A 14,005-nucleotide genomic window follows, 5' to 3' on the forward strand; every position below is an offset into this window, starting at 1 on the left:
GCCACGGAAACCCTCCCCGGGCACCACACAAGGAGACACACCACCATGCCGCATGTCGAGGTCAACCTGCCGATCAAGGCCCCGGCGGCCGAGGCCTGGACGGCCGTCACCCGCCTCGAGGACTACGCCGCCTACATGGAGAACGTCGAGTCGGTCACCGTGATCGGCGAGACCGACACCGGGGCCCGTACCAGTGAGTGGTCCGTCCTGCTCAAGGGATCGGTCCTGGAGTGGGTCGAGGCCGACACGCTCGACCACGACGCGAGGGTCATGTCCTTCGACCAGGTCTCCGGGGACCTCGACGTCTTCAACGGGTACTGGCGCGTCGAGGACACCGGCGACGGCACCTCGGTCGTCACCTTCGTCGTCGACTTCGAGATAGGCATCCCGCTCCTCGCCGACATGCTCAACCCGGTCGCCACCAAGGCACTGCGGGAGAACGCCGAGCACATGCTGCACGCCATCGAGCGGCGGATCACGGCGGTCTCGTGACCGTGCCCGCGAGGATCCTGGTCACCGGCGCCACGGGAGCCGTCGGCAGCGCCGTCATGCGCGCGCTGCGGGCGGCCGGCCACGCACCGCACGGTGTCAGCCGCCGCGGCGGCGAGGGGGAGCACCACTCCGCCTGGCACATCGGCACGCAGGAGCCGCCGCGGGAGCTGCGCGGCCCCTGGGACACCGTCGTCCACTGCGCCGCCGACACCCGCTGGAACCTCCCCGACGAGGACGCCGAGGACGCCAACGTCGTGCCGTTGCGCGCGGTGCTCTCCCTGGCCGGCCCCGAGACCCACTTCGTCCACCTGTCCTCGTCCTTCGTCACGGGCCTCGAGGGCGACATCACCTCACCCTCGCGCGACGCCTACCGCAACTCCTACGAGTGGTCCAAGGCGCATGCCGAGCGGATCGTCCACGCCGAGCGGGACGGCGCCGACATCGTGCGCTTCCCGATCGTCATGGGTTCCCGGGCGGACGGCGCGCTCGACCGCTACAGCGGCTTCTTCTGGCTGCCCGCCGCGATGTGCAACGGCGCCGTGCCCGCGCTCGTCGCGGAGGAGAAGGGCCTGCTGGACATGGTCAGCACCGACGACGTCGCCGAGCACGTGACCCGGCTGCTCGACTCCGGTCCGCCGCGGGGGCACCGGCTGTCGGTGCTCGGCCGGGGCGACGGCGCCCAGCGGGTCGGCGACGCCTTCGACACCGTCCTCGAGGCCCTGAACGACTGGCGCGCCGAGCACGACGTGACCCCGCTGGACCGGCTGCCGTACGTGACGCCCCAGCAGTGGAACCGCTTCTACCTGCCGTTCGCCGAGGAGTACCTGGACCGGGCGCAGTTGCTGAAGGTGACCGCCTTCCGCGCCTACCAGGGCTACCTGTCGGTGACCGACCCCTTCGACGTCACCGTCCGGGTCCCCGACACGCGGGACGTGCTGTACCGGTCGATCCGGCGCTGGGCCGACACCCACGAGGCATCCGCCCGCCGGGTACCGCGCCCCTGGCGCGCCTGACCGCCCCCCGTTCTCCCACCTCCCCCTCATCACCCGAGAAGAGATGGCCATGCTGTCGATCGAACGAGACTCCCGCACCGTCGAGGACCTCCCCTACGAGCTCGTCGAGCGCAAGGGCGTCGGCCACCCCGACACCATGTGCGACGCCATGGCGGAGCGCATGTCCCGCTACTACTCCCAGCACTGCCTGAAGGAGTTCGGCGGCGTCGCCCACCACTGGTTCGACAAGGTCACGCTGTACGGCGGCGGCGCCGACGTCGACTTCGGGCGGGGCGAGATCACCGCCCCGTACCGCGTCAAGGTGTTCGGCAAGGGCGCCTACCGCGTCGGCTCCACCGAGATACCGGTGCACGACATCATGTTCCGTGCCGCCGCCGACGTCCTCTCCGAGGTCACCACCGGTTTCGATCCCGAGCGTCACCTGGTGGTCGAGCTCGGCATCGTCGACCACCAGGGCTCGGGCCGCGGCGTCTCGCGCTACCAGCCGGCCTCCGCGGCCGACCTGGTGCCGCTGCGCGCCCCCGGTCTCGTCTCCAACGACACCAACCTGCTGCACGGCTACGCGCCGCTGTCGCGCCTGGAGACGGTGGTGCTCGGCCTGGAGAACCTCATCAACGGCGCCGACTTCAAGAAGCGCCACGCCGACACCGGCTGGGACGTCAAGGTCTTCGGCAGCCGCCGCCGGGACACGTTCAGCCTCGTCGTCAACATGCCGTTCCTCGCGGCCGACATCGAGACGATGGACCAGTACTGGGCCCGCAAGTCCGTCATCCAGCAGGAGCTGGAGGCGTACGTGGCCTCGCTCGGCATCCAGGACGTGCAGATGCTGATGAACGCCACCGACCGCAACGGCCGCCCGTACCTCACCGCGATCGGCTCCGTCGCCGACACCGGCGACGTCGGTGTCGTCGGCCGCGGCAACCGCGTCAACGGCCTCATCACCCCGATGCGCCCGATGAGCATCGAGGCGCCCGCCGGCAAGAACCCGCTCGACCACACCGGGAAGATCTACAACGTGATGGCCATGCGTCTGGCCCGCGAGGTCCACGAGCGGTTCGGCGGCCCCTCGCAGGTGCACATCTTCACCTCCAAGGAAGCCCCGCTGGAGGCCCCGGACGAGGTCGTCGTCACCTCCCCCGACGCGGACGAGACCGCGCTGAAGGAGCTGGTGGAGAAGACGGTCGCGAGCTCCGGCGACCTGACGGCGGAACTGATAGAGACGGGCATCACCCTGTGGTGACACCCGAGGAGGTACGCGCCCTGTCGGCCGCGGCGCCGGCCACCCGGCGCCGCGCCGACAGCGGCCGGCCGCAGGCGCCGGCGCCCGACGGCGGCAGCCATGTCGCCGTCGTGATCAAGCCCGAGGTCATGACCGCCCCGCACGCCGCCGACATGGCGGAGGCGGCGGTGGAGGCACTCGGCCGCCAGGGAGTGTCCGTCCTGCGCTGCGCGGTGGTCCCGGCCGCGGACTTCGCCACCCGTGGCGGTCTGCTGCTGCACTATCCCCGCCTGCACCGGGTGGCCGTCGACGGCGTCGCCGCGCTGACCTCCGGCGCCCGTCACGAACTCGACGCCCTGCGGGAGGAGGCGGGCGTCCGCGACGTCCTCCCGGCCTACGTGGCGATGGCGCACGGCGGCCTGTCGCCGCGCGCGCTGGAGGACCGCTGCCGGGAGGCGGGCATCAACAAGCTCGGCTCCGGCTCGTACGCCTCCGTCACCGAGGTGGGCGGCCGGCCGACGGTGGTCCTCAACGGCTTCCTGCCGGCCCTGGACCAGGGATACCGCACCCCGGACGCCTCGGTCGGCCTGCTGGAGTGCCACAGCGCGCGACCCGTGGCGGAGCTGCGCGACGAGGTGCTCGGCGCGCTGCACCCGTTCCACGCCGCACCCGGATCGCTGCGGGGCGCCCTCGGGGCCCTCGCCCGCGAGCACGGCATCGAGCTCTCGGAGGGGCGCAACGCCGTGCACCTGTCCGCGGGGCACCTGGAGGGCATGTTCCAGAACTGGCGGTACTTCACCGCCGGGGACGGCGACGGCCTGGACGGCACCCCCTTCGGCCGGGCCCTGGTCCGGGCGGGCGTGGACCTGGACGCGGTGGCCGCGCTCGCCACCGACCCGGACGTCACCGACGGCACCGGGCGGACGCTGTCCCCGCACGGAGCCACCGAGAACCTGGACCGCGACGAGGCCGTCCGCCTCGTCGGACGATGGACCACCACGAAGGAGCTGGCAGGATGAGGGGCCGGGCACGAGGACTCGCCGGACGCACCGCGATGGTGACCGGCGGCGCGCAGGGCATCGGAGCCGCGGTCGTCGAGCGCCTGTGCTCCGAGGGCTGCCGGGTCCTGGTCTACGACAGGAGCGCGGAGCACGGCCGGGCCGCGGTCGAGAAGTGGACGGCCGAGGGGTACGAGGTCCGGCTCGCGGTGGGCGACGTCATGGACACCGCGGCCGTCAAGGCCGCCTTCGCGGACCTCCCGGACGGCTGGGACCGGCCGACACTGCTGGTCAACCTGGCTGCCGGGTTCGTCTTCAAGGGGCTGGAGGCGACCGCCGAGGACTGGCACGCCGCGCTCGACCCGACCATCGTCGGACTCTCGCTCGTCACCCGTGAGTTCGTGGCGGGCCTGCCGGAGCGCGACGCCGACGCGGCCGTCGTCAACATGGCCTCGATCTCGGCGCACATCTCACAGCGCGGCTACCTGACGTACAACACGGGGAAGTCCGCCGTACTGGGCTTCACCCGGTGCACGGCCGAGGAACTGGCCCCGCGCGGCATCCGCGTCAACTCGGTCAGCCCGGGCACCGTCTGGAACGCCAACAACGAGCGCTTCCACCGCGAGGCCCTGGGCCTGGACCGGGCGACGGCCGAGGCGGCGCCCGAGCACGGCGGGAAGTTCCTGCTGAAGCGGTTCGCCGATCCGGAGGAGATCGCGGCGCCGATCGCGTTCCTGCTCTCCGGCGAGGCGAGCTTCATCACCGGCACCGACCTGCCCGTCGACGGCGGATACCTGGCGGTGTGAGACGGTGATCGACCTCCACACGCACCACGAGCGGTGCGGGCACGCCACCGGTTCGCTGCGCGACTACGTCACGGCGGCGCTCGACAAGGGCGTCAAGGTGCTCGGCCTGTCCGACCACACACCCATGTTCGCGGAGGAGGCCGACCACGCGCTGCCCCCGGTGGCGATGCCCAAGTCGGAGTTCCCCTCGTACATCGCCGAGGCCCTGGCGCTGAAGGAGGAGTTCGCCCGCAGCATCGAGATCCTCGTCTCCACCGAGGCGGACTTCTTCCGGGGCCGGATGGACCCCTACTCCAGGGAGCTGGCCGGGTACCCGCTGGACTACGTCATCGGCTCCGTCCACATGTTCGAGGGCCGGGACATCTTCGACACCACCCGCTGGGAGACCGTCGAGGACGGCGAGGAGGAACTGGCCGCGGTCAAGGGACGGTACTTCCGTGCGGTGGCGGAGTGCGCGCGCTCGGGGCTCTTCCAGGTGATGGGGCACGTGGACGCCCTCAAGGGCAACCACCCGCGGCTGGGGACCGTCCCCGCGCCGGCCGCGGCCGACGAGATGCTCCGGGCGATCCGCGACGCCGGTGCCGTGATGGAGGTCAACACCTCGGGCGGCACCAAGATGCACGGCGGCTGGTACCCGGAGCACGACCTCCTGGAGCGCGCCCACCACTTCGGCGTGCCCCTCACCTTCGCCTCCGACGCGCACGTCCCCGAGCGCGTCTGCGACCAGTACCCGGACGTGGTGCGCGTGCTGCACGACATCGGCTTCCGCACCTGGACGGTGTTCCGCCGGGGCGTGCCCCGCACGCTCCCCCTGGCCTGACGCCGGCCGGCGGAGAAGTCCCCAAGGCGCCGCCACGGCCCCCCCTGCCTCGCGTCCGCGCAGGCCGGAAGGGGTGTGGCGGCGTCCTTCCCGAGGACCCTCAGATGTCCCGGAACTCCTCTACAGTCTCTCTGACCTGCCTAAACGAGCCTTCTGAAGATCATCTTGCACGAATGCTGCACAAGCCGACCAGTGCGGGTGTCAGGCGGCCCTCGCGTAGGCGCTCCGGACCGCGATGCGGATCTTGGAACCGGCTCCCACGATCCGGTGCACGTACTTACGGAGAGTGAACGCGGGATCGGCATGTCCGAGCCGGTCCGCGAGCGTGTACACGTCTACCCCGCCGTTGATCATCATCGACGCGTACAGGTGTCGCAGGGCATGCATCATCATGTCGCGGGACTTCTCCCAGCGCCGCCCCTTCGCGTCGGGGTCAAGGGGCTTGATGAGGCCGGCTGCTGCCAGGGCGGGCTTCCAGCGGTAGGAGTTGAACCAGTTCGACTGAATGGCGGTCTTCTCCCGCGTGTAGAAGATCAGCTGCACTGTGACCGGGGCACCGTCCTTGTGGCCCCACGGTCGGGTCACCTCGACGGGTGGGTATTTCTCCATGTGTTCGCGCAGGGGGATGGCCACGTCCTCGGTCAGCTCGACCCACCGGTCCTTCGGGTCCTCGGCGTCTCCCCCTTTGGGGAGGGCGTATACCAGGAACGAGCCGTCGTGGACTACTTGTCGTTGTACATGCACCATCGGGCCGTCCGAATGCGTCCAGTCGATGTCTTCCGGCGACAGGCCGAATATTTCTCCTTGGCGAAGGCCCAGGCCGCGACCGCAGTCGACGAGTGCCTTGTAGCGGTCGGGAAGTTCGGCACGGATCTTCTCGGTGTCTTCCCATGACAGGGTCAGCTCTGCCCGGCCGCCGTCTCCTCGCTTCGGCTTGGCATCCTGTACTGATTTGGCCAGGCAGGGATTCTTGGCTATCAGGCTGTCGTCCACCGCCAGGTCGAATATGGCCCGAAGGTTGTCGAAGACCAGGCGCAGCGTAGAACTTCCGAGCAGTCGCCGGCGATCGTGCAGCCAGTTCAGCAGTGACGACGGCTTCACGTCCTTCACCCGCATCTTCCCGACGGCGGTAGGGATGATGTGCAGCTGAACCCGCTCCTTGTGGCGGCGGTACGTGCGCGGATTCTTGTGCTCGTGTCCCTTGAGCCAGGTGAGGGCGAGTTCAGAGACCCTGATCTCTCCTGCGCGGGGGTTGATGTACGACCCGTCGTCCACCCCGGACCGCATCTTGGTCTCGTGCCTGCGGGCTTCGGCCTCGGTGCGGAACAGCTCTGTCTGTTGGACACCTTCCCGGTTGCGCCAACGGGCCTGCCACCGCTTGCCGACCCCGTGATCCGCCGTCGGAACCTTGCCGTGCTCTCGGCAGGCCGACTCTCCGGCTTTCGGACGCGACTTGTGCCAGCGGTCGTACGGCATGGACTCAACTCCTGTTTTCCGGCGGGCCTTGAAGTCTCTTTGTGGGTTCCCGTCTCAGGGGGCGTCATCGACGGCGAGATCGCGTTCCCGTTCATCGCCTCCCGAGTTAATGGGATCCTGATCCAGGTGATCCGAAAATGTCAAACGTATTCTTGGGGTCTTTGTGGAAAAGGGTGTGGAGTGGTGGGGAAGATCTCACTCGGAGAATCCTCGCTCACACGTCTGCGAGGATTCGACGAGCCCTCGCCGAGGATTCGCTGGCATCTTCCGAGAGTTCGGAGGGGGGTATTTCGCCAAAAGTTCTTCTATTTGGTTCGGCTGGAATTCCGTGTCACTGTTCTGTCTGCCACCCCAGCGGACTATCGCTCACGTGGTTCTTTCCTGCCCGCTCCGAGCCGTTTTGGAGTACTCATGCGTCGAACCACCGCCCGTGTGGCAGAAGCCGAGAGTGGCGCGGGGGGTCGTTGTCCGTTGATGAGTGCTAGGGAACTGGCCGACTTCCTGGGCGTGCCACTGAACACGGTCTACATATGGAATCACCGACACCAGGGTCCGCGAGCCCACAAGGTAGGCCGCTATTTGCGCTACCGCTGGCCGGAGGTGGAGGCGTGGCTGGAAGCTCGGGCGGTGGATCGAGGCTGAAGCACCCCGGATCAGAGGATTCCCGTCCACGGCCACGGCCGCGGGCCGGATCGACCGCGGAGACAGTCGATCCGATACTGCGCCTGGCTCCTCCACTCCGCGTTGCTAGCTGCGTGCTGAGCCGCGTACGTCACCATGCGCAGCTCACGGGCGCGCGCGAGGACGGGATAGCCCTCCCATGCCGTGACGTCGTACCCGTACACCGCACAGAAGCGGTCGTACTCGCGTGCGCTGACGACGCCCGTGGTCTTCGCGCGCACGGCAGTGGACACGAGATCCCACTCCGGGGGGCCGACAGAGAAGCGCTCCAGGTCCATCATCAGGACCCCGTCGGTCGTGCGGACGATGTTGCCGGGCCAGGCGTCACCGTGCACGGCCCGATCGGGGAGACCGGCCGGCCGCTCGGCCCAGGCCGCTACGAGGTCGCGGTGAAGGGCGTGCAGCCACTGCTTGTCGTCGTCGCGGATCGTGGTGGCCGCGTGCAGCCGTTCGTCGACCCGGACGAAGGGATCGAGGTACCCCAGCTCGATCGCCGGCGTGGGCAGGGAGTGGAGCCTCGCGAGGAGTTCAGCGACATCCTCAACCGAGCCGTGCTGCTGCGGCGGCAGTTCCGCCCAGAAGGTCACGGGCCTGCCGTCCGCCTCTACCGGCTGCTCCACGTCGACCAGGCGAACGGCCGGGACGTTCTCCTGGGCGAGCCAGCGTGCGACGCGCACCTCGCGGGCCGCCGCAGCGCTCTGTCCCTCTCGGGCGATCCGTACGATCACCCGCTGACGAGGCAGCCGCCATATCTGGTTCTCGGCCAGACGGAGAGGCTCCGCTCCGTCGGAGTCCAATCCCACCGCCGAACAGGCCTGCTTCAGGACGTGACGTGCAGGTTCGGATGCCGAAGGAATCATGCGGAAACCGTAGCGGCGATCCGATCTCGCAGTGCTGAAGCCTCCTGGACAGTCCGATGCTTCGAGGCGAAGCGGCCGAGCTGCCGCAGATCGTCGGCAGCTCGCCGGGAGGTGAGTCGGCCTACCTCGTTCAAGGCGTCGTGGCCGAGCGCCGCCGCCTGGCGAGGGTCTCCCTTGGCCATGAGCAGGGAGGCCAGCTTCGTCCGCGAGATCGCACGAGACCGTTTGTAGGCGTCCGCGTGTCCGTTCACCGCTGTGTTGAATCGGCGCGCTGCCCGGCCCGGGTCCTGTCCGGCGAGGATCGCGAGATCGAACAGGGCATGAGCCGTGTCCCCGTTGTGCTGCGCCTCGTCGTAGTAGGCCATCCACGGCGAGTCTTCGGAGGGCCGGGCCCGAGAGAACGCCTCGTCTGCGGCGCCGACGGCCGCCATGGTGTCCCGGACGTTGCCCATCTTCCCGAAGGCCCTGGCCCTTGCCGTGTGAAGCATCGCCTGCTCGGTCGCCGTCAGGCGGTCGGAGCGCACAAGCCCCTTCTCGGCGTACGTGAGGCCGTCATCGGGCGCCCCGATCCATACGGCTTGCCGTGCGAGGAACGAGTACGTCTTGGCCCGCAGATGCCAGTCGCCGGCCTCTTCGGCGCAGTCCGCTGCGAACCGGAAGGTCTTGGTGGCTTCGTCGTGGTGGTAGGCGTCGAAGGCAGAGGCGCCGACCACGATGCCAAGCCGTGACACGGCGGCGAACAGGTCGGTTCGCATGTGCTCGGGGAACTGGGTTTGCAGCAGGCCGGCTGACCACTGCATCGCTCGGGCGGCTACGTCTCGCACCACGCCCCCGCCGCCCAGCTCGTTGTCCATGCCGCTGATGGCGGTGGCGGCGGCCAGGACCTGGTCGACGTGGCTCGGGTTGACGTTTGCCGGGAGAGACAGTTCGGCGGGCGCGAAGACGTCGGTGAGGTTGAGAGGGGCTATGGCGGCGAGGCCGCCGATCTGGAGGAACGAGCGTCGAATCACGGGCTCATGGCTCCCAGGGCGAAGAGTTGGTTCGTCTCTGCCCAGGATGCGGCCTGTCGGCGCCTGAGTGGGTCCCTCCCCTCGGCGCGGGGAGGCCTTATCGGCATCAGCCCGCCTTTTGTCGGCATCACGGTTGCCGAAGACCATCGGCCACGCCCGGTCGAGGAGTCCTCCCGTGCCGAGGAGGTCATCGAGCCGCTGAGCCACATCGCGGCGACAGCTCGGGTACTTACCCTTCTCGATAGACAGGATCATGTCGTCGCTGACCTGCACTAACCGCCCAAGCTCCTTGGCCGACAGCCCTTGCCCAAGGCGCAGTCTGCGCAGCTCGTTCCCGAACCACTCCTGGGGGGACGCCCCGGGATCGAGCTGCTTCATTGGCTGCGGCATGTTCTGCCCCCGAAGTCGTTGATGCCGAACTCTTCACCTCTCGGCATCAGGCTCTGCACGTTCTCGGTGCGCTCTGCCTAAATGGTTGCTGATCGGTTCCAGTCCAGTACACACCGCAACCCACCCCTGCTGAAGGGGTTCCGGCAGAACGGAGGAAGCAGCGATGGAACTACTCGTCGACACCCGCGAGCGGGATGCTTCTGTTCGAGCCACGTCCAGGGGCGTGGACGGTCAACTCGACATGAGTTTCGACGTCCGGGCCGAAGACCTGGGAACCGTGCGGGACATCGTCGCAGCGCACCTTTGCTGGTGGCGCGTCGACAACGGCACCGCGTTCCGCACGCTGACCGTTGTCAACGAACTGCTCACCAACGTCTTGCAGCACACCCCTGCGGACGCCGACGGGTGCCGGATGGCCAGCCTGCTCCTCCAGAAGGTGCCGGACGGCGTCACCGCCATCGTTCGCGACCATGACCGCTGTCCGCCGGTGTACTCGTCGCCGGCCCTCCTGGCCGAGGAGGGGCGCGGGCTGATGCTGCTGAGTGCTCTGGCCGACGACACGTCCGTGTCCGTAACCCCAGCGGGCAAGGACGTGTGGGTCTTCATAGCGATCTCGGATTCGACCGAGAACCTGTAGCCCTCCGCGGCCGGTACTTGGCCCTCCCCAGGAGTCCCGATGTCCCTCACCGTTCTGGTTCCGGAGAACGACGTGGTTCCTCCGTCAGCCGACGAGCCCCGCACCCCGCAGTGGACCCCTCCACTCGATGCCGAGGGTTTGCGGTCCGTCCTGGAACGGATCAAGAACTGGAAGCCACTCGACGTGGAGGAGGTCTTTGACGACCTCGACACGGCCATCGGCGACCAGACGCCGCCTGTCGCGGTGACCGACACCCTGGTCGACCGTCTCCGGGGCCATCTGAAGCAGCTCAGCGACATCGCCGTCGCGGACGAGCAGTACCCGCCCACAGCGGAGATGCTCCAGCTCGTTGCACGCGGGGTCCCCCTGAGGGAGGAGCGTGAGCCGGCCGACTACCGGCAGGCCGTCGGCCTTGCTCGTCGTCTGGCCTTCGTTACCTCCGACCTGGTCGAAGAGCTGATCGAGGCCCGCTACATCAAGGAGGCGGAGTGACCCACGACCCCAGCTCCGTTCGGCACCCGGCCGTGACCGCCACGGCGATAGCCCTCCCGCACGACGCGTACGACTTCGAGTACTACGAGCGGAGGATCTCCGACACCTGGCTCTCGGAGAAGAGCCTCGCCGTACGCACCATGCGCATGCCGTTCCTCGCAGTTCCCGTCGGGGCACGAGGCGCGGCGGGGACTACCCGGTGTCGTGTCCGTGCTTCGGGCTCAAGGTCCGTGGCCTCCTCCTCGGACGGCCGGGCTTCCTCGACCTCCGCGTGCAGTGGTCGCCCTACCCGGACACCTGCTTCGTTGTCGAGTGGGGAGAAAGGCTGCCGAAGCTCTGGGGCGACCGTGACGCCACCACCCTGCGGCGCTTCTACGGCTACAGCGAAGCAGCGATAGCCGCCTTCACAGGGCGGCCGTGCCACGAGACTCCCTCTTCGGCCGCGCCCGAACCGTGTTCCCCCACGGCACCGTAGCTGGCCGAAGAGGGCCCAACTTCCCACCTGAGAGGACGAGCATCATGTGTGCGCACAACCCGCCGTGCCCCACGGCCGAGGCTCCCGACAGGAAAGCCGCGCGGCTTTGCGCGCATCGGCCTGAGCAGGGCTGGAGCCTGCTGTGCAACGGCGTGTTCCTCTTCGAGGACACCGGCGAACTCCTCCCCGACGGCTGGATCGTCCCCCCGCTCCGGTCGCTCGACCTGGCGAGGGCAGCCGCGTGAAACGGGCCAGTGCTGCACCCCGGCTCGTCCCGTACATCACCCAGCGAGAGGGGGAGTACGGCGGGCTGGAGTCGGAACTCATGCTGAGTATGGACACTTTCGGTGCCGTACGTCTCGCCTACCAGGAGGAGACCCCCGCTGACCGCGGGCCGCGCGGCGAGCTGTGGGCGCGGTGCTCCCAGTCGCTGAACGCTGCCGGGAAGCCGACGGGCAAGCCGCAGTGGCGCTTGGTCAACTCCACCCGGCAGCGCAAGGCGATGGAGCAGCTTCGATGCCAGATCGGCTTCTGCCCGGCTGAGACCGAACGGGGATACGTCTTCCTCACCGGGACCACGGAAGACGCGTCCCACCGTGCTGGTGAGCCGGTGAGGACAGCCCAGCCGCCGGTGTGTCTGAAGCACCTGCGGTCGGCCACAGAACTGTGCCCGCACCTGCGGAAGGGGCACGTCGCCTTCTGCGCGCGGGCCACCTCGCCGTGGGGCGTCATCGGCACCCGGTACCGCCTCACTGCCACCGGGCTGGCGCCGCTCCCTGTCGAGGGCGACGACGCGCCAGTGGCGTACGGGCACCCCCAGTTGGGCTGGTTGTTGGCGAGCCAACTCATACGCGAACTACGGGACTACGAGGTCGTCAATCTGGACGATCTCGTGCCCGCTGCCCAGACGGCCGCCCAGCGGTCCTGAGTGACACGGACAGGACCGCCGGGCGGCTCACCACCGGTGCGCCAGAGCCCGCGTGTGCCGGTCAGCACGAAACCGCCGACCCTCGGCGGTCCGGCCCAGAACGGAGAGCGGTCGCCGATAACCTCCCGGCCCACCGGCACGCGATGCCGGCTTACCTCCCCCGAACACGAACGACCGAAGGAAGTCCATGACGAACACGACCGTCGAGCCCGACGAGGCGACCCGCCTGCGGAACAAGGTGGTGGACGAGCTGTGCGCGGACGGCAACATCTCCTCCTCGGAGATCGAAGCGGTGATGCGAAAGGTGCCCCGGCATGACTTCACACCCACGGACACGCCGCTGGACAAGGCGTACGACACGTACGCCGCCGTGATCACCAAGACGGACGAGCACGGTGTGCAGCTCAGCTCCGTCTCCGCACCGCAGATCCAGGCCATGATGCTCGAACAGGCCCAGGTGAAGCCCGGGATGCGGGTCCTGGAGATCGGCTCGGGCGGGCTGAACGCGGCCTACCTCGCCGAGCTCGTCGGTGAGGACGGTGAAGTCGTCACCGTCGACATCGACCCCGTCGTCACCGACCGCGCGCGGCACCTCCTCGACGAGCACGGCTACGGCCGGGTGCACGTCGTCACCGCCGACGCTGCCGAGCCCATCCCGGACCTCGGCGAGGTCGACATCGTGATGGTGACCGCTGGGGCCTGGGACATCTCCCCGGTCTGGACCGCGCAGCTCAAGCAGGGCGGCCGGCTGGTCGTCCCGCTGCGGATGCGCGGGCTGACCCGGTCGGTCTCCTTCATCCAGGTCAACGGCGAGCACGGCCCCTACCTGGAGAGCGAGTCGGCGAAGATCTGCGGCTTCGTCCCGATGCAGGGCTCGAACGCCCACCGGGAAGAACTCCTCCTCGTCAACGGCACTCCGGAGATCGGGCTCAAGTTCGATGACGGCCTGCCGGCCGACCCGCACCGGCTGGACAACGCGGTCACGTTCCCGCGCCACGAGCTGTGGACCGGCGTCACCGTCCGCATCCAGGAACTCATCGACACCCTCCAGATGGCGATGGCGATCAGCCTGCCCGGCTTCTGCACGATGGCCGTCGACGAGAACTCGGACACGGGCGTGGTCGACCCCGTGAACAAGCGGTTCGCCCTCGCGGCCGTCGAGGACGACACCTTCGCCTACCTCGTCACCCGCCGCACCGAGGACAACAAGCACCTGGAGTACGGCGTGCACGCCCTCGGCCCGCACGCGGAGCAGTTCGCCAACAAGATCGCCGACGTGCTCCGCGACTGGGAGGCCGACCGGCGCGGCGGCCCCAGCCCGGTCATCCGGGTCTATCCGGTCGGCACCCCCGATGAGCAGATCCCGGCCGACCGGGTCATCGACAAGGTGCACAGCCGGATCTCACTCTCCTGGCCCTCGGCGTAACCCCGGGAGCCAGGCCATCCTGCACCACCCCGACAAGAAGAAGGACACACTATGACGAGCGCCACTCTCGCCCCGCCCCCGGTCGCGCCCGCGCCGTCGGCGGACCTGGACGACGACTTCGCGCCCCTGGACGTGAAGGTCGTCATCGCCGAGCACGCGTACGGCCACCTCATGTGCTCCACGGGCGACGGCTGCGGCACCACCTGCGCGACCGGTGCCTCCGCCTGCGGTTCCTTCACCGAGGACCCGGCCTGATCCAGGCCGACCCGTCACCCGTGGGCC

Annotated in this window: 16 protein-coding genes and 1 pseudogene; 14 read left to right on the forward strand and 3 right to left on the reverse strand. The window is 68.9% G+C overall.

Features of this window, described 5'->3' with window-relative positions:
* Positions 1 to 45 precede the first annotated feature (45 nt).
* The 6 genes from ABTY20_RS00860 to ABTY20_RS00885 are packed head-to-tail and all read left to right on the forward strand — an operon-like array spanning position 46 to position 5,348.
* Positions 46 to 492, forward strand: a complete 447-nt coding sequence (locus tag ABTY20_RS00860) for a type II toxin-antitoxin system RatA family toxin (protein WP_351994866.1) — start codon at positions 46 to 48, stop codon at positions 490 to 492.
* Positions 489 to 1,505, forward strand: coding sequence for an NAD-dependent epimerase/dehydratase family protein (locus ABTY20_RS00865; RefSeq protein WP_351994867.1), 1,017 nt, complete (start codon positions 489 to 491; stop codon positions 1,503 to 1,505). The genes ABTY20_RS00860 and ABTY20_RS00865 overlap by 4 nt, the downstream gene beginning before the upstream one ends.
* A gap of 49 nt (positions 1,506 to 1,554) precedes the next feature.
* Positions 1,555 to 2,745 carry a methionine adenosyltransferase gene (locus tag ABTY20_RS00870; RefSeq protein WP_351994868.1) on the forward strand — a complete coding sequence of 397 codons (1,191 nt, stop codon included), beginning with the start codon at positions 1,555 to 1,557 and terminating at the stop codon, positions 2,743 to 2,745.
* A complete protein-coding gene (locus ABTY20_RS00875; RefSeq protein ID WP_351994869.1) occupies positions 2,742 to 3,743 on the forward strand; it encodes a nucleoside-diphosphate kinase in 1,002 nt (333 codons plus the stop codon). Before ABTY20_RS00870 ends, ABTY20_RS00875 begins: the two co-directional genes overlap by 4 nt.
* On the forward strand, positions 3,740 to 4,528 hold the full coding sequence (locus tag ABTY20_RS00880; protein ID WP_351994870.1) for an SDR family NAD(P)-dependent oxidoreductase: 789 nt from the start codon (positions 3,740 to 3,742) through the stop codon (positions 4,526 to 4,528). Before ABTY20_RS00875 ends, ABTY20_RS00880 begins: the two co-directional genes overlap by 4 nt.
* 4 nt (positions 4,529 to 4,532) lie before the next feature.
* Positions 4,533 to 5,348, forward strand: a complete 816-nt coding sequence (locus ABTY20_RS00885) for a histidinol-phosphatase (RefSeq protein ID WP_351994871.1) — start codon at positions 4,533 to 4,535, stop codon at positions 5,346 to 5,348.
* Between the two features lie 201 nt (positions 5,349 to 5,549).
* Here the strand turns inward: ABTY20_RS00885 and ABTY20_RS00890 are convergent, their stop codons facing one another.
* Entirely contained in the window at positions 5,550 to 6,824 is a 1,275-nt protein-coding gene (locus ABTY20_RS00890; protein ID WP_351994872.1) for a tyrosine-type recombinase/integrase, read from the reverse strand.
* 474 nt (positions 6,825 to 7,298) lie between these two features.
* On the opposite strand from ABTY20_RS00890, the gene ABTY20_RS00895 reads away from it, so the two are divergent.
* On the forward strand, positions 7,299 to 7,466 hold the full coding sequence (locus ABTY20_RS00895; RefSeq protein ID WP_308293361.1) for a helix-turn-helix transcriptional regulator: 168 nt from the start codon (positions 7,299 to 7,301) through the stop codon (positions 7,464 to 7,466).
* Positions 7,467 to 7,477: 11 nt separating this feature from the next.
* Here ABTY20_RS00895 and ABTY20_RS00900 read toward each other — a convergent pair whose 3' ends face one another.
* Positions 7,478 to 8,365: a phosphotransferase family protein gene (locus ABTY20_RS00900; RefSeq protein ID WP_252537658.1), complete on the reverse strand. Its 888-nt coding sequence runs from the start codon at positions 8,363 to 8,365 to the stop codon at positions 7,478 to 7,480.
* Positions 8,362 to 9,753 (reverse strand): helix-turn-helix domain-containing protein, encoded by a 1,392-nt coding sequence (locus ABTY20_RS00905; protein WP_351994873.1) that lies wholly within the window; start codon positions 9,751 to 9,753, stop codon positions 8,362 to 8,364. The genes ABTY20_RS00900 and ABTY20_RS00905 overlap by 4 nt, the downstream gene beginning before the upstream one ends.
* Positions 9,754 to 9,928: 175 nt before the next feature.
* Between ABTY20_RS00905 and ABTY20_RS00910 the strand changes: the two genes are divergently transcribed.
* From ABTY20_RS00910 to fxlA, 7 genes and pseudogenes are all read left to right on the forward strand, one after another.
* Positions 9,929 to 10,402, forward strand: a complete 474-nt coding sequence (locus tag ABTY20_RS00910) for an ATP-binding protein (protein WP_252537663.1) — start codon at positions 9,929 to 9,931, stop codon at positions 10,400 to 10,402.
* A 39-nt stretch (positions 10,403 to 10,441) separates the two neighbouring features.
* The gene (locus ABTY20_RS00915; protein WP_351994874.1) at positions 10,442 to 10,894 is read left to right on the forward strand and encodes a DUF6415 family natural product biosynthesis protein; all 453 of its coding nucleotides are present in this window, start codon (positions 10,442 to 10,444) and stop codon (positions 10,892 to 10,894) included.
* Between the two features lie 32 nt (positions 10,895 to 10,926).
* Positions 10,927 to 11,369, forward strand: a pseudogene (locus ABTY20_RS00920) (DUF6302 family protein).
* Between the two features lie 44 nt (positions 11,370 to 11,413).
* A complete protein-coding gene (locus ABTY20_RS00925) occupies positions 11,414 to 11,614 on the forward strand; it encodes a DUF5999 family protein (RefSeq protein ID WP_252537669.1) in 201 nt (66 codons plus the stop codon).
* 89 nt (positions 11,615 to 11,703) lie between these two features.
* A complete protein-coding gene (locus tag ABTY20_RS00930; RefSeq protein WP_351994875.1) occupies positions 11,704 to 12,297 on the forward strand; it encodes a hypothetical protein in 594 nt (197 codons plus the stop codon).
* A 187-nt stretch (positions 12,298 to 12,484) separates the two neighbouring features.
* A complete protein-coding gene (gene fxlM, locus ABTY20_RS00935) occupies positions 12,485 to 13,723 on the forward strand; it encodes a methyltransferase, FxLD system (protein WP_351994876.1) in 1,239 nt (412 codons plus the stop codon).
* Between the two features lie 51 nt (positions 13,724 to 13,774).
* A complete protein-coding gene (fxlA, locus tag ABTY20_RS00940) occupies positions 13,775 to 13,978 on the forward strand; it encodes an FxLD family lanthipeptide (protein ID WP_252537677.1) in 204 nt (67 codons plus the stop codon).
* The last annotated feature ends 27 nt before the right edge of the window (positions 13,979 to 14,005 follow it).

Source organism: Streptomyces sp. NPDC126497 (assembly GCF_040302425.1).
GTDB lineage: Bacteria > Actinomycetota > Actinomycetes > Streptomycetales > Streptomycetaceae > Streptomyces.

What these genes read in the sequence shown, in the direction of transcription:
- ABTY20_RS00860 (WP_351994866.1), top strand. Translation starts at nt 46, where the DNA reads ATGCCGCATGTCGAGGTCAACCTGCCGATCAAGGCCCCGGCGGCCGAG.
- ABTY20_RS00905 (WP_351994873.1), bottom strand. Translation starts at nt 9,753, where the DNA reads ATGAAGCAGCTCGATCCCGGGGCGTCCCCCCAGGAGTGGTTCGGGAAC.
- ABTY20_RS00895 (WP_308293361.1), top strand. Translation starts at nt 7,299, where the DNA reads ATGAGTGCTAGGGAACTGGCCGACTTCCTGGGCGTGCCACTGAACACG.
- ABTY20_RS00930 (WP_351994875.1), top strand. Translation starts at nt 11,704, where the DNA reads ATGGACACTTTCGGTGCCGTACGTCTCGCCTACCAGGAGGAGACCCCC.
- ABTY20_RS00870 (WP_351994868.1), top strand. Translation starts at nt 1,555, where the DNA reads ATGCTGTCGATCGAACGAGACTCCCGCACCGTCGAGGACCTCCCCTAC.
- ABTY20_RS00915 (WP_351994874.1), top strand. Translation starts at nt 10,442, where the DNA reads ATGTCCCTCACCGTTCTGGTTCCGGAGAACGACGTGGTTCCTCCGTCA.
- ABTY20_RS00890 (WP_351994872.1), bottom strand. Translation starts at nt 6,824, where the DNA reads ATGCCGTACGACCGCTGGCACAAGTCGCGTCCGAAAGCCGGAGAGTCG.
- ABTY20_RS00925 (WP_252537669.1), top strand. Translation starts at nt 11,414, where the DNA reads ATGTGTGCGCACAACCCGCCGTGCCCCACGGCCGAGGCTCCCGACAGG.
- fxlM (WP_351994876.1), top strand. Translation starts at nt 12,485, where the DNA reads ATGACGAACACGACCGTCGAGCCCGACGAGGCGACCCGCCTGCGGAAC.
- ABTY20_RS00900 (WP_252537658.1), bottom strand. Translation starts at nt 8,365, where the DNA reads ATGATTCCTTCGGCATCCGAACCTGCACGTCACGTCCTGAAGCAGGCC.
- fxlA (WP_252537677.1), top strand. Translation starts at nt 13,775, where the DNA reads ATGACGAGCGCCACTCTCGCCCCGCCCCCGGTCGCGCCCGCGCCGTCG.
- ABTY20_RS00880 (WP_351994870.1), top strand. Translation starts at nt 3,740, where the DNA reads ATGAGGGGCCGGGCACGAGGACTCGCCGGACGCACCGCGATGGTGACC.
- ABTY20_RS00910 (WP_252537663.1), top strand. Translation starts at nt 9,929, where the DNA reads ATGGAACTACTCGTCGACACCCGCGAGCGGGATGCTTCTGTTCGAGCC.